The organism is Amycolatopsis sp. NPDC000009 (genome assembly GCF_055563465.1).
In genome coordinates, this window is record NZ_JBVHDI010000015.1 from 49,465 (window position 1) to 66,870 (window position 17,406).

Here is a 17,406-nt window from a genome sequence, read left to right on the forward strand (position 1 = left end):
CACCAGGGTCCAAAGACCCGACTACTCCGGGCTGCTGGACCGGTGTGACGCGGGGGCGCGCTCCGTAACGTCGGGAGGGCCAAACAGGGCTGGGGGCTTTCGGGAGGTGGGGACGATGGGACCGAGAACGGCAGATCCGGCGTGACCGCCGTGTCAGAAGCCGTGCGTCCGACATATCAGCTCCGGCCGGGAGAGCCGGACGGTGAGCTGATCCGCGCGGCGATCGGCGGGGACCGGTCTGCCGTCGGGAGGCTGCTGGCGCTCCTCCGGCCCATCGTGTTCCGCTACTGCGCGGGCAGGCTGGGCGGAACGGTACGCGGCGTCTCCAGCGCCGAGGACTGCGCCCAGGAGGTCCTGATGGCCGTCCTCGTGGCCTTGCCGCGTTACAGCTACCAGGACAACAGCTTCCTACCGTACGTCTTCGGAATCGCGTCGCACAAGGTCGCCGACGTCCGCCGCACCCTCGCCCGCGATCCGTCCGCGCCGGTGCCCGATCCGGAGCCCGACCAGGACGGACCGTGGAATCCGACGTTCGAGGAGGTCGAGAGGGCCGATCGCCGCCGCCGGTTGTCGCGGCTGTTCGAGGTCCTCTCGGCGAAACAGCGTGACGTCCTGGTGCTGCGCGTGATCCACGGCTACAGCGCCGAGGAGACCGCCGGCGCGCTGGGCATGGCGAGCGCGGGCGCGGTCCGCGTCACCCAGCACCGGGCCCTCAACGAACTGCGCCGGGTGCTGCGCGAGAACCCCGATTTCGCCGGCGGGTTCACCTTCTTCTAGACGGTGGGCTTGCGGCGTTGCGTGGCGTAGACGGCGGCGGCCGTGCGGCGTTCGAAACCGAGCTTGTGCAGCAGGGACGACACGTAGTTCTTGACCGTCTTCTCCGCCAGGTACAGCTTTTCCGCGATCTGGCGGTTGGTCAGCCCGTCGGCGATGTGGTCGAGCACCCGCCGCTCCTGCGGGCTCAGCTGTTCGTACCGCGGGTCTGGGAGGTCGCTCTCCCCGCGCAGCCGGTTCATCACCGAGGCGGTCAGCGTGCTGTCCAGGAGCGATCCGCCCGCGGCGACCGTGCGGACCGCCTTGACGAGCGCGCCGCCGGACACCTGCTTGAGCATGTACCCGGCCGCGCCGGCCATGATCGCGCCGAACAACGCGTCGTCGTCCGAATAGGACGTCAGCATCAGGCAGGCGGGGGGCGGGTCGATCGACGCCCGGATCTCCCGGCAGACACTGACCCCTTCACCGTCCGGGAGCCGGACGTCGAGCACCGCGACCTGCGGTTTCACCGCGGGGATCCGCACGTACGCCTCGGCGGCCGTGGCCGCTTCGCCGACCACGGTGAGGTCGTCTTCGGCCTCGAAGACCGTCTTCAGCCCGGTGCGGACGAGTTCGTGATCGTCCAGCAGGAACACCGAGATCGTCATCGCACACTCCCCTGTCGGGCCGGCAGCTCCACCGACCAGTCGAGCTTCGTCCCGCCTTCCGGCGCCGCTTCGACGGCGAACGAGCCGTTCCAGCGGGCCGCGCGTTCGGCCAGGTTCGCCACGCCGCTGCGGTGGCCGGGTTCGGCCGGCATGCCGACGCCGTCGTCCACCACCGAAAGGTTCAGCCATCGGCCGTCGCGGTCGACGGAGACGTCGACCGAGACCGCCGTCGCCCCGGCATGTCTGACCACATTGGACAGTGCTTCGCGCAGGGTCGCGATGAGGTCGGAGCGGACCGTGTCCGGCACGGCCGAGTCGAGCGGCCCGTCGAACCCGACCCGGGGTTCGGACGCGCAGCCCGCGTCGAGCGCGACCCGCAGCAGCTCCGACCGGAGGCTGCCCTGCGCCTCCGCCGGTTCCTGCAGCGAAAAGATGCTGTTGCGGATCTCGCGGATCGTGCGGTCTATCTCGTGCGCGAAGCCGGTCACCCGGTCGGCGACGGCGGGTTCGCCGGCGAGCCTGCCGAGCCCCTCCAGCCCGAGCCCGATCGCGAACAGCCGCTGGATCACCAGGTCGTGCAGGTCGCGGGCGATCCGGTCGCGGTCCTCGAAAACGGCGAGACGCTGCCTGTCCTGCTGTGCGCGGGCGAACTCGACCGCGAGCGCGGCGTGCGCGGCGAAGGTCTCGGCGAGCTGGACGTCGTAGGCGGAGAACGGGGTCTTGTCGCGGAACTTCGCCACCAGGAGGACGCCGAGCTTCTCCTCGCCGACGATCAACGGGACGGCGACCGTGGAATCGAGGTCCTTGATCATCGCGGGCATCGTGACGCCACGTCCGCCCTGATGCTCGATCACCTTGTCGCCGTACTCCCGCACCACGACGGGTTTGCCGCTCGTGTACGCCAGCCCGGTCGCGGTGCCCTCGGTCGGCACGGTGACCCCGGCGATCCGGTCGGCGTCGGGCCCCGGCGGCTCGACGATCTCGAAGACCAGCATCCCGTCACCGCGCGGACGGGCGACCGCACCCGCGGAGCCGCCGGCGACGACGCGGGCGCGCTCGGCGATCAGGCGGAGGGTCGCGGTCAGATCCTGGTCGGCCAGCAGCGCGCCGGTGACGTGGTAGGAGGCTTCGAGCCAGCGCTCGCGCCGCTGTACCTGGTCGAACAGGGCGGCGTTCTCGATCACCACACCGGCCGCGGCGGTGAGCGCGACGAGCAGGTCGTCCTCGGTTTCGGTGAAGTCCTCGCCGTCCGGTTTGGGCGCGAGATACAGCAGCCCGAAGATACGGCCGCGCATCCGGATCGGCACCACCCGGGACTCGTCCTCGGACGGCGGCCGTTCCCAGGCGTCACCGAAGCGGATGAACTCGTCCGAGTCGAGCACGCTCAGCGCGCCGAACGGCGCACCGGTCAGTTCGCAGGCCGATTCGACCAGGCGCCGCAGGACGTCGGAGAGACTGAGATCGTGGGCGATCCCGGCCACCGCGTCCAGAATCCTGGGCGCTTTGGCGTCGCTCGCCGCATTCACCCGCCGCACTGGCGTCACCGTCCCGGAGTAACTCCCCGGGCAGTGGGGTCAGGTATGACAGACGCGCCCGGATCGCTCATCTGGTGCGTCGATCACGGACAGTGCTTCGTTACCGCTCACCCCGAGGATCCTCCGTCCGGTCACCGACTCGATCGGGATCCGGAGGTAGCGGGAATCCGCCTGACCAGTCCAGCAGCCCAGCGGCAGGGTCTCGAGCTCGGCGATCACGATCGGATCACGTACCTCGGAGGCGCGGCCGACGACGGTGACGAACCAGCCGGTCACCAGGTCCTTGGCGAACTCGTCGACGGCGAACGCCACCACGCTGTCGAGTATCCCGGCGAACAACGAGCTCTGCGCCGGGGCCCGCACCACGATGCCGCCGTGGTGGAGCGCGAACCGCGCGGGCTGGATCGCCGGCATGGCCCGCGAGGTGAACACCACCCGGCCGAGCCCGGCGCCCGCGAGCAGCGCCAGGCACTGCTCGCGGCCGAGCGTCTCGAGACCCAAGGAGTCGGACATCGGCATCCCCGCGTTCTCGTCGTGTACTTCGTCGAGATCCACGGTCCCCGGCTTACCGACTCGCCGGTAGGGCCGATGGACCCGGCCCGCGCGGGGGATGCCGGGTTACGCGCCTGGGCGTCCGCCGGCTCGTAGAGCGCTGTTGCGAAAGCCACTTTCGCAACGTTGAAGGTTGTGAAAGTGGCTTTCGCAACGCGTTCCGTCAAGTGTGACCGACCGGGCACCCGTGTCGCGAAACCTGAGCGTCCGGAGGTACCTACGCCTTCGGCGAGAGCAGCACGACGGGGATCTCCCGGTCGGTCTTGGTCTGGTACTGCGCGTAGTTCTTGTAGTCCGCGGTGATCTTGGGCCACAGGCGGGCGCGCTGCTCGGTGTCGGCCACGCTCGCGACCATCGGCTTCGCGCTCTCGCCCTTCAGGGTGACCTGGACGTCGGGGTTGTCGCGGAGGTTGAGGAACCAGGCCGGGTGCTGGTCGTCGCCGCCGCGGGAGGCGACGATGACGTACGCGTCGCCCTCGCGCAGCGGCGAGGTCAGCAGGACGGTGCGCGGCTGGCCGGATTTGCGGCCGATCGTGGTCAGCTCAAGGACGGTCATCCCGGCGACCTGCCAGCCGGCGCGGCCGCCGCTGACCTTCTGGATGACGCGGTGGACGGCGTTCATGGTCTTCAAGGCGAAATCGGAGGGCATGCGGAGAAGGCTACTCCGCTTTCGTCGCGACTTCGATTCCGTCCAGGATGACCGTCAGCGAGAACTCGAAAGCCTCCCTCGCCTCCTGCTCCAGATAGGACACCGTCTCGTCCTCCATCCGGAACGCGTGCTCGCTCTCCATCCAGGTCAGCGTCGGGAAACGCTCGGCGAAGTCCGGCGAGACCTCCTTCAGACGCGCGGAGCGCGCGTACCACCACTCGTCGTCGGACTGCCCCGTCATTTTTTCGGCCAGCCGCGCCTCCGAGGCCGTCCTGGCCGGCTCGCGCACACACGAGTACAGCGCGCTGACCAGCCGCCGCAGCGCCGTCGGTCGCAGTCCGGTCCGGCGCAGGATCTTCACCAGCGCCTCCAGGACGACGTACTCGTTCGGCCCGAGCACCGGCCGCGCCTGCGAGACCTGCAGGACCCAGGGGTGCCGCAGATAGAAGTCCCACAGCTCCTCGGCCCAGCGCGCGGCGTCGGCCCGCCAGTCGTCTCCGTCGTAAACGGCCGAAAGTTCGGCGAGCGCTGTGTCGTACATGAGATCGACGAGTTCGCTCTTGCTCGGGACATAGGTGTAGAGCGCCATGGCCGTCCGGCCGAGGCGGTCCCCGACGGCCCGCATCGAGAGGCCCGTCATTCCTTCGGCGTCCGCGATGGCGATGGCGGTTCCGACGATCAGATCCACCGAAAGCCCCGGTTTGGGGCCGGGCCGCTCGGCGTCCGGCGACTCGGTCCGCCACAGCAGTGCCATCGACCGTCCGGGGTCTCCCTGCGCCGCGTAGACGACCACTTGCCAACTCCTTACAGCATAAACCAACCTCTGCTACCCTCACTTTACAGGCTAAAGAGTTCCAACCAGGGGAGAGCCATGCCTTCGGCCGCCGACAGCCACGACATGATCCAGGTGCGCGGAGCCAGAGAGAACAACCTCGCCGACGTCTCGGTCGACATCCCCAAACGCCGCCTCACCGTCTTCACCGGTGTCTCGGGCTCGGGGAAGTCGTCCTTGGTGTTCGGCACCATCGCCGCGGAGTCACAGCGGCTGATCAACGAGACCTACACCGCGTTCATCCAGTCCTTCATGGCCCCGGTCGGACGGCCGGACGTGGACGCGCTGCGGAACCTGAGCGCCGCGATCGTCGTCGACCAGGAACGGATGGGCGCCAACTCCCGGTCCACGGTCGGCACCGCGACCGACGCGCACACGATGTTGCGCATCGTCTTCAGCAGGCTGGGAACGCCGCACGTGGGGACGTCGGGCGCGTTCAGCTTCAACCTTCCCGAGGGGATGTGCCCCGAATGCGAGGGGCTGGGCAAGGTCTCCAGCATCGACATCGACCAGCTCGTCGACAAAGAGCTTTCGCTCGACGAAGGGGCGATCACCGTCCCGAACTTCACGCCGGGCAGCTGGTACTGGAAGGGACTGGCGGAAGCCGGTTTCGTCGATCCGGCGGTCAAGCTGAAGGACTACACCCCGCGGCAGTGGGAAGACTTCATGCACAAACCCGCCACCAAGATGAAGCTCGGCGGGATGAACACCACCTACGAAGGCCTCCTGGTCAAGGTGCAGCGGCTGTTCCTGTCGAAGGACAAGGAGTCGATGCAGGCGCACGCCCGGGCGTTCGTGGACCGGGCGATCACCTTCCGGCAGTGCCCGTCGTGCGAAGGCGCGCGACTCAACCAGGCGGCGCTGTCCTCGAAGATCGAGGGACTGAACATCGCCGACTGCTCGTCGATGCAGATCAGCGATCTGGCCGATTTCCTCCGCAAGATCGACGATCCGTCGGTCGGGCCGCTGATGCAGACGCTGCGCGGCACCCTCGACTCACTCGTGGAGATCGGCCTCGGCTACCTGAGCCTCGACCGTGAATCCGGGACGCTGTCCGGCGGCGAGGCGCAGCGCGTGAAGATGGTGCGGCATCTGGGTTCGAGCCTCACCGACGTCACCTACGTCTTCGACGAACCGACCGTCGGGCTGCACCCGCACGACATCCAGCGGATGAACGGTCTCCTGCTTCTCTTGAAGGACAAGGGGAACACGGTGCTCGTCGTCGAGCACAAACCGGAGACGATCGAGATCGCCGACCACGTCGTCGACCTCGGCCCCGGCGCCGGGCCGAACGGCGGGCGGATCTGTTACACCGGTGACGTCGCCGGACTGCGCGCGTCCGGCACGCTGACCGGACGGCACCTCGACCACCGGGCACGGTTGCGCACCGACGTCCGCAGGGCCCGCGGGCGGATCGAAATCCGGAACGCGACCCGGCACAACCTGCGCGGTGTCGACGTCGACATCCCGCTGGGCGTGCTGACCGTGGTCACCGGGGTCGCCGGTTCGGGCAAGAGCTCGCTCATCCACGGCTCACTGTCCACAAGGGACGACGTGGTGGTGCTCGACCAGTCGGCCATCCGCGGCTCGCGGCGCAGCAACCCGGCGACCTACACCGGCCTGCTCGACCCGATCCGCACCGCATTCGCCAAGGCCAACGGCGTCAAGGCGGCCCTGTTCAGCGCGAACTCCGAAGGCGCGTGCCCGAAGTGCAAGGGTATCGGGCTGATCTACACCGACCTGGCGATGATGGCCGGGGTGGCGACGGTCTGCGAGGAATGCGAGGGCAAGCGGTTCACCGCCGAAGTGCTGACGTACCAGCTGCGGGGCAAGGACATCAGCGAGGTCCTCGCGATGCCGGTCGCCGAGGCGCGCGAGTTCTTCCCGTCGGGGCAGGCGCGGAGGATCCTGGACCGGCTCGCCGACGTCGGCCTCGGCTACCTCGGGCTCGGGCAGCCGCTCACGACGCTGTCCGGCGGGGAACGGCAGCGGATCAAACTGGCCATCCGGATGGCGGAGAAGTCGGCGACCTACGTCCTCGACGAACCGACCACCGGTCTGCATCTCGCCGACGTCGACCAGCTGCTCGGCCTGCTGGACCGGCTCGTCGACGACGGGAACACGGTGGTGGTGATCGAGCATCACCAGGCGGTGATGGCACACGCGGACTGGATCGTGGATCTCGGGCCGGGCGCCGGTTCGGAGGGCGGCCAGGTGGTGTTCACGGGGACTCCGGCCGATCTGGTCGCCTCCGGTGACACGCTCACGGCGCGGCACCTTCGCGCTTACGTGGGCCGCTAGCGCGCTTGCTCGTGAGTGGTAAGGACGGTTCTAACCGTCCTTACCACTCACGACCACCCCGGTCACCGACACCAGCCGCACGCGCCGCCGTTCCGTCCAGTCCGCGAACTTCAGCAGCCAGGCGAGCCCCGGCACGATGAGGATCGCGTGCATCGCCACCGCGTGCAGCGGCTTCAGCGCGCCGGCGGTGGTGTACGCGGCCTGCGGGTTTCCACCGCGCGCATCGACGACGCCGCTCGCGATCATCGCCGCGCCCCCGCCGAGTGACACCAGCAGCGCGACCAGGCCGAACCGCACCGCGAGCCGCATGCTCGCGGTAGTCTCCCCTGCCCCGCGCATCGCCGCGGCCGTGAACGAGACCGCCGTCAGGATGATGACGCCGCCGCCCGCGGCGAGCGTGGTCGAGACCGCGTTGTCGAAGCCGGTCTCGAAGTTGAAATGCGACGGCACCCCGCGCCATGCCTGCATGCTCACGAGCACCGTCTCGACGACGCTCGCCCAGGCGACGGTGATCAGCGTCAGGCCGAAAGACAGGCCGAACGTGACCGCTTCCGCATCGACAGCGGCCCGGTCCACGAACCGCCGGACGCGACCAGCACGACCGCGTGCACGAGACCGCTGAGGAACAGGAGCGCTCCGGTCGCATAGGCGACGCGTTCGACCGTCCGTGGCTTCATGCCGAAGAGTGTCTTCCGCGTCAGGACGAAAAGCGTCGGCCGTGAAGCGACACCACGCGTACGCCCACGTACGTACCTGAGAGGCCCTCAGCGAGGACGGCGGTAGAGACCAATGGTCTGTTAGTCTGGCCGTCATCATGCCCCGCATCCTTGTCCGCGTCGCCGCGCTGATCGCCGTTCTCGCCCTCCTGTTCGGAGTGCCCTGGTGGACGGTCGTCGGCTCCCCCGAGCTCCCGGCGGCGCTCGAAGCCCTCGGCACGATCGTGTTCGCCGCCGCCGCGGTCGCCGTCCCCGCGTGCATGATCCTCGGCCACGGCCCGTGGCAGCGTGATCTCGCGGCGAAGATCGGTGACCTCTCCCTCGGGCTGATCTGGCTGCTGTTCTCCTTGTCGGTACTCGGAAACGTGTTGCGTCTCGTCCTCGCGGCGTCCGGAGTGGACAGTGCGGCGGGAATCGTGTCCGGAGTCGTCTTGGTCGCCTTCGCGGGGCTGGCGGCGTACGGGATGTTCGAGGCCCGGCGCGTGCCGAGGCTCAAGGAACTCGATGTCGTGCTCCCCCGACTCGGCGCGGGGCTCGACGGTCTGCGCTTCGCGATCATCACCGACACCCACTTCGGCCCGCTGAACCGGACGAAATGGTCGGAGAAGGTCGTCGAAGTGGTGAACGAGCTCGACGCCGACGTCGTGGCCCACGCGGGTGACCTCGCCGACGGTTCCGTCTCCAAACGCGCACAGCAGGTCGCGCCGCTCGGGAAGGTGCGGGCGAAGCTCGGCAAGTTCTACATCACCGGCAACCACGAGTACTTCGGCGAGGCGCAGGCCTGGCTCGACCATATGCGCGACCTCGGCTGGGACACGCTGCACAACCGGCACGCGAAGGTCCACCAAGACGGGGACACGCTCGTCTTCGCCGGCATCGACGACCCGACCGGCACCGCCTCCGGCCTGCCCGGCCACGGCCCCAACCTCCCCGCCGCGCTCGACGGCGTCGCCGAGAGCACTCCGGTCGTCCTCCTCGCGCACCAGCCGAAGCAGGTCAAGCAGGCCGCCGAGGCCGGGATCGATCTCCAGATCTCCGGGCACACCCACGGCGGCCAGATCTGGCCGTTCCATCTCCTGGTCCGCCTCGACCAGCCCGTTCTGGCCGGTCTTTCGCGCCACGGCGAGCGCACGCAGCTCTACACGAGCCGCGGCACCGGGTTCTGGGGGCCACCGCTGCGCGTCTTCGCGCCCAGCGAGATCACCCTTCTGACCTTGCGAAACTGCAAGTAGTCACCTGGTTGCGACACCCCTCATGGCACATCAGGTGCCACCGACAATTTTTTTTGTCTTGACAACTGAGGCTTTCGGAGCGAAGCTTGTACCCAACGCACCCGCCGCCCCGAAAGGCCGAAACGATGACCATCACCGCCACCCGGACCCACGTCGCACTGCCGGCCCGCGCCCTGCTCGCGTGCGGCGCCGTCTCGGGTCCGCTGTACTTCCTGACCACGCTCATCCAGGCCGCCGTCCGCGACGGCTTCGACGTGACGAAGCACCCGGCGAGCATGCTGAGCAACGGCGACGCGGGCTGGATCCAGGTGACGAACTTCCTGGTCACCGGTGTCCTGATGATCGCAGGAGCGATCGGCCTGAGCCGCACGCTCGAACCGGGCAGAGGCAGCACGTGGGGGCCACGGCTGCTGGGCGTCTTCGGCGCCAGCATGCTCTTCGCCGCCGTCTTCAAGGCCGACCCCGGCAACGGCTTCCCTATCGACACCAGCCCGGCAGGCACCGGCACCGCCACCATCAGCACCGCGGGCGTCCTGCACATGGCCGCCGGCTCGATCGGTTTCCTGTCGCTGATCGTCGCGACCTTCGTGTTCGCGAGCCGCTTCTCCCGTGAGGGCCACCGCGGCTGGGCCGTCTACTCCCGCGCCACCGGCATCGCGTTCTTCGCCTCCTTCGCCGGGATCAGCTCCGGCAACGCGAACGCCGTCGTGATGCTCGCCTTCTGGGCCACCGTGATGCTGGCCTGGGCCTGGGTCACCGCCGTCATCCTCCGTTCCGCTCGCTAGACCACCCGAGGAGAATTCCCGCCATGAACACCGTGACCTCGCAAGACGGCACCACCATCGCCTACACCCGCACCGGCTCCGGCCCCGCCGTCATCCTGGTCGACGGCGCGATGTGCCACCGCGAGTTCGGCCCGGCCAAGCCGCTGGCCGCCGAACTGGCCCCGCACTTCACCGTCTACACCTACGACCGCCGCGGCCGCGGCGAGAGCGGCGACACCGCGCCGTTCTCCGTCGCCCGCGAAGTCGAGGACATCGCCGCGCTGATCAAGGAAGCGGGCGGGACCGCCCACGTCTACGGGATCTCCTCCGGCGCCGCGCTCGCCCTCGAAGCCGCGAAAGCCGGGCTCCCCATCACGAAACTGGCCGTCTACGAATTCCCGCTGGTCGTCGACGACACCCGCCCGCCGGTCCCGGCCGACTACGCCGACCGGCTGGAGAAGGCCATCGCCACCGGCAAGCCCGGCACCGCGATCAAGACCTTCATGCGGGAAGGCGTCCGCGTCCCGGCTCCGGTCGTCTTCATGATGCAGTTCATGCCCGCGTGGCCGAAGCTGAAGAAGGTCGCGCCGACCCTGCGCTACGACGCCGCCCTCTTCGACGGCCTGCACGACGGCACCCCGCTGCCCGAGGGCCGCTGGGCGAGCGTGTCCGTGCCGACGCTGGTCATGGACGGCGGCAAGAGCCCCGCGTGGATCCGCAACGGCGTCGCCGCGCTGGCGAAGGCGGTCCCGGGCGCCGAGCACCGCACGATCGAGGGCCAGACGCATATGCTCAAGCCGAAGGCCGTGGCCCCGGTCCTGATCGAGTACTTCACCGACTGACGGAGCGATCACGATGATCGAACTGGTCGAAGGCGACATCACCGAGCAACGGGTCGACGTCGTGGTCAACGCCGCGAACTCGTCACTGCTCGGGGGCGGCGGGGTGGACGGCGCGATCCACCGCCGCGGCGGACCGGAGATCCTCGCCGAATGCCGGGCCCTGCGCGCGGGGCACTACGGCAAGGGACTGAAGACCGGAGAGGCGGTCGCCACCACGGCGGGCCGCCTCCCGGCGCGCTGGGTGGTGCACACCGTCGGGCCGGTGTGGTCCGATTCCGAAGACCGCTCCGCTTTGCTGGCCGCCTGCCACCGCAACTCGCTGCACGTGGCCGCCGATCTCGGCGCGCACACCGTGGCGTTCCCCGCGATCTCGACCGGGATCTACCGGTGGCCGGTCGAATCCGCGGCGGAGATCGCCCTCGAAACCGTGATGACCACGCTCTCGGCCGGGTCGTGCTCCGTGGAGCTGGTGCGGTTCGTGCTGTTCGGGAAGGCCGCGTACGACGTGTTCCGCGAGCAAGCGGACGCCATGGGCCTCGTGAGTGGTAAGGACGGTTAGAACCGTCCTTACCACTCACGAGCCGACTACACGCCCGCCGGCGAACTACCCTGCGCCACCAGCTCCTGGGCCGCCCCGCTCCCATCCGCCGGAACCGACCAGATCGCCGAATCCACGCCGTACGCCACGGTCCGGTCGTCGAGCCAGGTCGCCTGGTCGTCCACGCTGCGCGTCTCGGCCAGCATGGTCTCCTTCCCGGAGGCCAGATCGAGGACGGCGAGCCGCCACGGCGCCGCCAGATCCGCGGAAACCTTCTTCTTGAAGGCGATCCGCTTCCCGTCCGGTGAGAGCGACGGGCATTCGACGTTCTCCCGGATCATCCTCGCGACGAGCTTCTCGTAGTCCGCCTCGACCAGGTACGTCTTCCCCTTCGTCCCCACTGTCGCGTAGAACCGCTTGCCGTCCGGGGCGAAGGTGATGCCCCAGTAGTTCACGTCGGACGAATAGTACGGCTTGCCGTCGAGGAGAAGCCCCATCTCCTCGATGCTCTTCATCAGTTTCCCGGTCTTCAGGTCGAAGATCCCGGCCCTGGTCGAAAACCCGGTCTCCGCATAGGAATCCCCGTTGACGAACAGCGTCCAGTAGGCGAGTTTCCCGTCGGGCGAGACCCGGCCGCGGCTGGGGGTGCCGGGCAGTTCGATCCGGCGGATCTCGTTGAGGTCCTTGTCCAGCACGATGACGTCGGTCATCGGCGGCAGCACCCCGGGCTGCGCGGCCAGGCACAGCGCGGTCCCCGCCGAGGCGGCGAACCGGTCGCAGCTGAGCCCGGATACCTTCCTCGGCTCGCCGGGCCGGTCGGCCGGGACGGTCGCGAGATGGCCGAAGTCCGGGCCTTCGGCGGTGTTGCGGAACAGCAGCTGCCCCTTGGCCTGCACCGAAACCGGCTGTCCGGTGACGACGGCGACGGAGTTGACGGCAGGCCCTCGGTCCCGGGAGACGACACCGTAGCCGACGGCCGCCGCGATCAGGACGACGACCGCCGCCGCCACGCCCAGGATCCGCGCCCTCACGCGTAGGTCCGCAAAGGACGGAGCACGGCCGCGGCGACGACCACCACGGCCAGCGCGCCCGCGGCGACCAGTACCGCGGCGTGCAGATCCCACGTGGTCCAGGCGAGTCCGAAAAGGACGGACGCGAGCATCCGCGTGGTCGCCTGCCCGGTCTGCACCAGCGCCAGCCCGCTCGCCCGCTGGTGCTCGGGCAGCAGCGGCCCGGCGGCGGCCATCAGCACACCGTCGGTGGCCGCGTAGAAGACACCGTGCAGCACGAGCGCCAGCACCGCGAGGATGCCGCCGTCCACCGGTCCGAGCAGCGCCAGCAACGCGACGACCAGCGCGACGTGTCCGCCGAGGAACACCTTCCAGCGGCCGATCCGGTCCGAAAGCCTGCCGCACGGAACGGCGAGCAGCAGGTACACGCCCGCGGTTCCCAGCGGCAGCAAGGGAAAGAAGACCGCGCCGAGATCCCAGCGGCGCTGCAGTACGAGGTAGAGGAACGAGTCGCTGAGGGTGACCAGGCCCAGCAGCGCCGCCCAGACGCAGATCCGGCGGAACGACGCCTGCCGGATCAGGCCCGCGGTCTCCCGCAAGGAGACCTTCGGGCGTTCGGCACGCGGCTTGGGCTGGTGATCCTTGACGAGCACCACCAGGATGATCACGCCGATCGCGGCGACGCAGAAGCTCGTGAAGAACACCGAGTCGTAGCTGCCGAGGCTGAGCCACAGCACGGCCATTGCGACCAGCGGGCCGAGGAACGCGCCGAAGGTGTCCATCGCGCGGTGCACGCCGAACGCGCGGCCGAGATGTTCCGGCTCGCTGCTCAAGGTGATCAGCGCGTCCCGCGGCGCGGTCCGGACGCCTTTGCCGGTGCGGTCGGCCGCGAGTACCGCGCCGATCGCGACGGTGGAGGAACCCGCCACCATCAGGCCGATCTTGCCCAGCGCCGAGAGGCCGTAACCGAAGCAGGCGACCGCTTTGAGCCGCTGCCACCGGTCCGCGAGATGCCCGCCGACGAGCCGGACGACGGCGGTGACACCGGAGTAGAGGCCGTCGAGCACGCCGAACTGCAGCGGGCTGAGGCCGAGACCGAGGACCAGGTAGAGCGGGAGTACCGCGGTCACCATCTCCGACGAGATGTCGGTGACCAGGCTGACCAGGCCGAGCGCGACGACGTTCCCCGTGACGGCCCGTTTCACGCCGCTCTTCGGGACATCCGCCGCGGCGTCCGCTCCCCTACTGGTGGCTATGTACATGGGAGACCTCCAGAGCCGGGTCGCGGCGTGTACGGCCGCGACCCGGCACCCGAATCGCGAGGATCAGTGGCAGGTGTAGGTGGGAGAGGAGTCGATCGTCTTGCCGTCGAGCCCGATCAGCTGGGTCGAGAAGGCGTTGTCCGACATGTTCAGCTTGAGCACGCCGTAGGTCGAGATCGCCTTCGCCGTGGCCGGGTGCTCGGTCTTGACCGGGTACAGGCTCGCCCCGCCACCGCCGCCGATGATCTGCACCGGACCCGCGGGATCCTTGTCGCCGTCGGCGTTCTGCGGATGGAACCGCTCGTAGTGGTGGTCGTGCCCGTTGAGCACCAGGTCGACCTTGTTCTGGACGAGGGTCTCCCAGAGGGTGGCCATCTTGCTGTTGTCGCCGTGGTCACCCGAGGTGTAGCGCGGGTGGTGGTAGTACGCGGCGACGCAAGGCTTGGTGTTGCTCTTCAGGTCCTGCTTGATCCAGTTCAGCTGCTCGTCGCTGATCGCGTTCGCGGCCAGGCCGGGCGAGAACTCCGTGCTGTCGATGGCGACGAAATGCCAGTTGCCCATTTCCCAGCTGTAGTAGGTCTTGCCGTTCGGCGTCGCGATCTTGCCGAAGTACTGCTTGTAGGCGCCCAGCGGGGTGTGGTCGTAGGTCTCGTGGTTGCCGGGGACCGGGTGCATGATGTTCTTGTACTTGCCCCAGGTCTTGTCGAAGTACTTCGTGAAGTCCTCGATGTGGGCGTCGTCGTACTGGTTGTCGCCCATGGTGATGACCGCGGCCGGGTTCATCTGGCCGACCAGCGCGGCCGTCTTCGGGTGGACGCACGAAGACGACGAAGCGGTGCACTGTTCGGCGATGTCACCGGAGGCGGCGAGGACGAACGAAGAACCACCCGCCTGGGTGGTCGCCTGGATCTGGTTGCTCGCCGCCGAGGTGTTGCCGGCGGCGTCCTTCGCACGGACGGTGTAGGTGTACGCGGTCGACGCGCTCAGCCCGCTGTCGGTGTAGGAAGCGCTTTCAGTAGTGCCGACGACCTGGCCGTTCCGCAGCACTTCGTAGCCGCTGACACCGACGTTGTCCGTCGAGCCGGTCCACGTCAGGTCCACAGTGGACGAAGTGACCGAACCCGCCTTGAGGTTCGACGGCGCGGTGGGCGCCTGCGTGTCACCGGAGGAGTCCGACGTCCCGTAAACCTGCATCTCCCAAAGGGAGTAGCCGTAGCTGGTGGCGCGTTTGGTGCCGACGAGGCGCAGGTAGCGGCCGCGCGCGGCCAGCCCGGTGAGGTCGTCGGTCCCCCCGTTGCCGTTGGTGACGGACTTGATCGAGGTCCACGCCGAGCCGTCGTTGGAGACTTCCAGCCGGTACGCGCTGGCGTAAGCCACTTCCCAGTTCAGCTTGACCCGGTTGATGGCCGAGGGGCCGCCGAGGTCGATGCGGATGAACTGCGGGTCCTCGCCTTCCTTGCTCGCCCAGCGGGTGGTGCTCTTGCCGTCGACGGCGAGCGGACCACCGTAGGAGGAGGACTCCACCGAGGAGACCAGGACGGCTTTACCTTGGGACAAAAGGACATCAGCGGCTTGGGCGTTACCGCTGAGCAGCGTCGGCAACAGGATGGCGGCCGCGCCTAGTGGCAGTAGTCGGGTTCGGGCCTTCACATCGATCTCCCCGGGAATCCGTGGCGGCGGGTTGAGAGGGACGGGTGCGCGGCGATTGTTCGTTTGGTAAGTTTCCTAACGAATGCGTACGGTAATCCGTGCCACTCAGTGAGTCAAGACGTAGACTCGTCCCATGACCGGCGCATTGATCTTCGATTTCGACGGGACGCTGGTCGACACCGAGGCGGCCGTCCTCGTGGCCTGGCAGGAGACCTTCCGCGCTCGCGGCGGCGAACTCCCCCTCGACGTCTGGCACACCGTGATCGGCACGCAGAACACCGCCGTCGCGATGTTCGAACTGCTGGAGGAGAACGACGAGAACCTGGACCGGGTCGCGGTCCGCACCGGCGTTCGCACCAGGGTCACCGAGCTGCTGGAATCGGTGGGGCCGCGGCCTGGCGTCCACGAGTACCTCGAAGACGCGAAGGAACACGGCCTGCGGCTGGCCATCGCGTCCAGTTCGACCGGCGACTGGGTCACCACGCATCTGAACCGGCTGGGCCTCGCGGACGCGTTCGAGGCCGTCCTCACCGGAGACCTCCACCAGGCGAAGCCGAGCCCGGACCTCTACCTGGCCGCGCTCGCCGCGCTGGACCTGCCCGCGTCCGAGGCGATCGCGTTCGAGGACTCACCCCACGGTGTCACCGCGGCGAAGGCCGCCGGGCTCGAATGCGTCGCCGTGCCGAACGCGATCACCGCGGTACTGAACTTCGACCACGCCGATCTCGTACTCGGCTCGCTGGCCGACAAACCCCTCGGCGAGCTGCTCAGCCGTTGAGCAGCGCCGGAGGCTGACCTTCGCGGCGCGGTTCCAGGTGCCCCAGGAGTGCCGCCACCGACGTTGCGAAAGCCACTTTCGCAACGTTGGAGGTTGCGAAAGTGGCTTTCGCAACACCACCGCGCCTTCCCCACCTCGGCGAATTGCTCAGCCGTTGAGCAGTTCGCCCAGCCGGACGAGGAACGGGCGCTGGCCTTTGAGCAGCTTCTCCTCCGCTTCGGCCAGCGTGAACCAGGCGACGCGGTCGACCTCCGGGAACTCCTGTGTCCGGCCCGACCGCGGCGGCCACTCCATCTCGAAGGTGCCCGGCACCACCTGAGCCGGGTCGAGGTCGCCCTCCACCGCCCAGACCGTCACGACCTTGCCGCCGGACTGCTTCACGACGCCGAGCGGGAGGTACTCCCCCTCGGGCGCCGGCAACCCCAGTTCCTCCTGGAATTCTCGCCGCGCCGCGGCCTCCGGCGCCTCGTCCGGCTCGTACTCGCCCTTGGGCACCGACCAGCCGCCCGCGTCCTTCTTCGCCCAGAACGGCCCGCCCATATGCCCGAGCAGCACCTCGGCCACCCCGCCCGACCTGCGGAAGAGCAGGATCCCGGCACTCGTCTTACCCGCCATGCCGTCCAGTCTGGCCTTACTCCGACCGGGTGATGTGACCGGCCCGCGAAAAAAGTTTCCGCCCGGATGTCGATTCGCGTCGTGCCCGTCCGACGCGTTGTCAGAAGCCGCCCGACAGACACTCCCGGAAGGACCGGAACCATGACGCAGACCACCGCCCCCGCCCAGACCACCGCCACCACGACCGCCGCCACCCCGCGTGCCGCCAAGGCGCAGGGCGCGATCCAGTCCGCCGTCCGGATCGTCGTCTCGTTCCTCTTCCTCTGCCACGGTTTGCAGGGATTCGGATTCTTCGGTGGCGTCGACGGCGCGGGCGGTTCGGTCGAACTCGGCTCCTGGCCCGGCTGGTACGGCAGTGTGATCGAGCTCGTCGGCGCCGCGTTCGTGCTGGTCGGCCTCTTCACCCGGCCGGTCGCGGTGCTCCTCTCCGGCGTGATGGCGTACGCCTACTTCACCGTGCACGCCCCGGAAGGCCTGCTGCCGCTGCAGAACATGGGCGAGCTGTCGACCCTCTACTGCTGGATCTTCCTGCTGATCGCCGCGATCGGCCCGGGCACCTACGCCCTCGACACCCTGCGCCGCCGCCGCTGAATCGGAAAACACGAGGCCCCTTTCCTGGATTCATTCCAGGAAAGGGGCCTTAACGCGTTTCGGCGTCGTTAAATTCGGACATAACATGGAATTACCCCCCGAAAGAAAGTTCCCCGCA

Annotated in this window: 17 protein-coding genes and 1 pseudogene; 8 read left to right on the plus strand and 10 right to left on the minus strand. The window is 68.7% G+C overall.

Annotated elements, in window-relative coordinates; all coding sequences use genetic code 11:
- Nucleotides 1-141 precede the first annotated feature (141 nt).
- Nucleotides 142-777 carry a sigma-70 family RNA polymerase sigma factor gene (locus tag ACZ3HL_RS31210; RefSeq protein WP_465535061.1) on the plus strand — a complete coding sequence of 212 codons (636 nt, stop codon included), beginning with the start codon at nucleotides 142-144 and terminating at the stop codon, nucleotides 775-777.
- Here the strand turns inward: ACZ3HL_RS31210 and ACZ3HL_RS31215 are convergent.
- From ACZ3HL_RS31215 to ACZ3HL_RS31235, 5 genes are all read right to left on the minus strand, one after another.
- Nucleotides 774-1,421, minus strand: coding sequence for a response regulator (locus ACZ3HL_RS31215; protein WP_465418358.1), 648 nt, complete (start codon nucleotides 1,419-1,421; stop codon nucleotides 774-776). The two genes, ACZ3HL_RS31210 and ACZ3HL_RS31215, sit on opposite strands and share 4 nt — an antisense overlap.
- Nucleotides 1,418-2,965 (minus strand): GAF domain-containing protein, encoded by a 1,548-nt coding sequence (locus tag ACZ3HL_RS31220; protein WP_465535062.1) that lies wholly within the window; start codon nucleotides 2,963-2,965, stop codon nucleotides 1,418-1,420. Before ACZ3HL_RS31220 ends, ACZ3HL_RS31215 begins: the two co-directional genes overlap by 4 nt.
- Before the next feature lie 30 nt (nucleotides 2,966-2,995).
- Entirely contained in the window at nucleotides 2,996-3,475 is a 480-nt protein-coding gene (locus ACZ3HL_RS31225; protein WP_465535134.1) for a pyridoxamine 5'-phosphate oxidase family protein, read from the minus strand.
- Between the two features lie 250 nt (nucleotides 3,476-3,725).
- Nucleotides 3,726-4,157: a nitroreductase family deazaflavin-dependent oxidoreductase gene (locus ACZ3HL_RS31230; protein WP_465418353.1), complete on the minus strand. Its 432-nt coding sequence runs from the start codon at nucleotides 4,155-4,157 to the stop codon at nucleotides 3,726-3,728.
- A gap of 10 nt (nucleotides 4,158-4,167) precedes the next feature.
- Entirely contained in the window at nucleotides 4,168-4,950 is a 783-nt protein-coding gene (locus ACZ3HL_RS31235) for a TetR/AcrR family transcriptional regulator C-terminal domain-containing protein (RefSeq protein WP_465535063.1), read from the minus strand.
- Between the two features lie 78 nt (nucleotides 4,951-5,028).
- Between ACZ3HL_RS31235 and ACZ3HL_RS31240 the strand changes: the two genes are divergently transcribed.
- Nucleotides 5,029-7,290 (plus strand): ATP-binding cassette domain-containing protein, encoded by a 2,262-nt coding sequence (locus ACZ3HL_RS31240; RefSeq protein ID WP_465535064.1) that lies wholly within the window; start codon nucleotides 5,029-5,031, stop codon nucleotides 7,288-7,290.
- A 69-nt stretch (nucleotides 7,291-7,359) separates the two neighbouring features.
- Here the strand turns inward: ACZ3HL_RS31240 and ACZ3HL_RS31245 are convergent.
- Nucleotides 7,360-7,967 (minus strand): annotated as a pseudogene (locus tag ACZ3HL_RS31245) (hypothetical protein); the annotation flags it as partial.
- Between the two features lie 137 nt (nucleotides 7,968-8,104).
- On the opposite strand from ACZ3HL_RS31245, the gene ACZ3HL_RS31250 reads away from it, so the two are divergent.
- The 4 genes from ACZ3HL_RS31250 (at nucleotide 8,105) to ACZ3HL_RS31265 (ending at nucleotide 11,403) form a co-directional block, all read left to right on the plus strand.
- Nucleotides 8,105-9,238 carry a metallophosphoesterase gene (locus ACZ3HL_RS31250; protein WP_465535065.1) on the plus strand — a complete coding sequence of 378 codons (1,134 nt, stop codon included), beginning with the start codon at nucleotides 8,105-8,107 and terminating at the stop codon, nucleotides 9,236-9,238.
- 125 nt (nucleotides 9,239-9,363) lie between these two features.
- On the plus strand, nucleotides 9,364-10,023 hold the full coding sequence (locus ACZ3HL_RS31255) for a DUF998 domain-containing protein (RefSeq protein WP_465535066.1): 660 nt from the start codon (nucleotides 9,364-9,366) through the stop codon (nucleotides 10,021-10,023).
- Between the two features lie 23 nt (nucleotides 10,024-10,046).
- Entirely contained in the window at nucleotides 10,047-10,844 is a 798-nt protein-coding gene (locus ACZ3HL_RS31260; protein WP_465418344.1) for an alpha/beta fold hydrolase, read from the plus strand.
- Between the two features lie 13 nt (nucleotides 10,845-10,857).
- A complete protein-coding gene (locus ACZ3HL_RS31265; protein ID WP_465535067.1) occupies nucleotides 10,858-11,403 on the plus strand; it encodes an O-acetyl-ADP-ribose deacetylase in 546 nt (181 codons plus the stop codon).
- Nucleotides 11,404-11,429: 26 nt separating this feature from the next.
- Here ACZ3HL_RS31265 and ACZ3HL_RS31270 read toward each other — a convergent pair whose 3' ends face one another.
- From ACZ3HL_RS31270 to ACZ3HL_RS31280, 3 genes are all read right to left on the minus strand, one after another.
- On the minus strand, nucleotides 11,430-12,413 hold the full coding sequence (locus ACZ3HL_RS31270; protein ID WP_465535068.1) for a hypothetical protein: 984 nt from the start codon (nucleotides 12,411-12,413) through the stop codon (nucleotides 11,430-11,432).
- Nucleotides 12,410-13,654, minus strand: coding sequence for an MFS transporter (locus tag ACZ3HL_RS31275; RefSeq protein ID WP_465535069.1), 1,245 nt, complete (start codon nucleotides 13,652-13,654; stop codon nucleotides 12,410-12,412). The genes ACZ3HL_RS31270 and ACZ3HL_RS31275 overlap by 4 nt, the downstream gene beginning before the upstream one ends.
- A gap of 63 nt (nucleotides 13,655-13,717) precedes the next feature.
- On the minus strand, nucleotides 13,718-15,304 hold the full coding sequence (locus tag ACZ3HL_RS31280; RefSeq protein WP_465418336.1) for a discoidin domain-containing protein: 1,587 nt from the start codon (nucleotides 15,302-15,304) through the stop codon (nucleotides 13,718-13,720).
- Between the two features lie 133 nt (nucleotides 15,305-15,437).
- Here ACZ3HL_RS31280 and ACZ3HL_RS31285 point away from each other — a divergent pair, with 133 nt between their 5' ends.
- Nucleotides 15,438-16,082: an HAD family hydrolase gene (locus ACZ3HL_RS31285; protein ID WP_465418334.1), complete on the plus strand. Its 645-nt coding sequence runs from the start codon at nucleotides 15,438-15,440 to the stop codon at nucleotides 16,080-16,082.
- Between the two features lie 147 nt (nucleotides 16,083-16,229).
- On the opposite strand, the gene ACZ3HL_RS31290 is transcribed toward ACZ3HL_RS31285, so the two are convergent.
- A complete protein-coding gene (locus tag ACZ3HL_RS31290; protein WP_465418332.1) occupies nucleotides 16,230-16,697 on the minus strand; it encodes an NUDIX hydrolase in 468 nt (155 codons plus the stop codon).
- Between the two features lie 141 nt (nucleotides 16,698-16,838).
- Between ACZ3HL_RS31290 and ACZ3HL_RS31295 the strand changes: the two genes are divergently transcribed.
- Complete coding sequence (locus ACZ3HL_RS31295) at nucleotides 16,839-17,288, plus strand: DoxX family protein (RefSeq protein ID WP_465418330.1); 450 nt, start codon at nucleotides 16,839-16,841, stop codon at nucleotides 17,286-17,288.
- Nucleotides 17,289-17,406: the final 118 nt, after the last annotated feature.

Bases quoted from the DNA above. Each gene is read 5' to 3' on its own strand.
- ACZ3HL_RS31215 (WP_465418358.1), bottom strand. From the start codon at position 1,421: ATGACGATCTCGGTGTTCCTGCTGGACGATCACGAACTCGTCCGCACC.
- ACZ3HL_RS31225 (WP_465535134.1), bottom strand. From the start codon at position 3,475: ATGCCGATGTCCGACTCCTTGGGTCTCGAGACGCTCGGCCGCGAGCAG.
- ACZ3HL_RS31230 (WP_465418353.1), bottom strand. From the start codon at position 4,157: ATGCCCTCCGATTTCGCCTTGAAGACCATGAACGCCGTCCACCGCGTC.
- ACZ3HL_RS31240 (WP_465535064.1), top strand. From the start codon at position 5,029: ATGCCTTCGGCCGCCGACAGCCACGACATGATCCAGGTGCGCGGAGCC.
- ACZ3HL_RS31250 (WP_465535065.1), top strand. From the start codon at position 8,105: ATGCCCCGCATCCTTGTCCGCGTCGCCGCGCTGATCGCCGTTCTCGCC.
- ACZ3HL_RS31255 (WP_465535066.1), top strand. From the start codon at position 9,364: ATGACCATCACCGCCACCCGGACCCACGTCGCACTGCCGGCCCGCGCC.
- ACZ3HL_RS31260 (WP_465418344.1), top strand. From the start codon at position 10,047: ATGAACACCGTGACCTCGCAAGACGGCACCACCATCGCCTACACCCGC.
- ACZ3HL_RS31265 (WP_465535067.1), top strand. From the start codon at position 10,858: ATGATCGAACTGGTCGAAGGCGACATCACCGAGCAACGGGTCGACGTC.
- ACZ3HL_RS31275 (WP_465535069.1), bottom strand. From the start codon at position 13,654: ATGTACATAGCCACCAGTAGGGGAGCGGACGCCGCGGCGGATGTCCCG.
- ACZ3HL_RS31285 (WP_465418334.1), top strand. From the start codon at position 15,438: ATGACCGGCGCATTGATCTTCGATTTCGACGGGACGCTGGTCGACACC.
- ACZ3HL_RS31290 (WP_465418332.1), bottom strand. From the start codon at position 16,697: ATGGCGGGTAAGACGAGTGCCGGGATCCTGCTCTTCCGCAGGTCGGGC.
- ACZ3HL_RS31295 (WP_465418330.1), top strand. From the start codon at position 16,839: ATGACGCAGACCACCGCCCCCGCCCAGACCACCGCCACCACGACCGCC.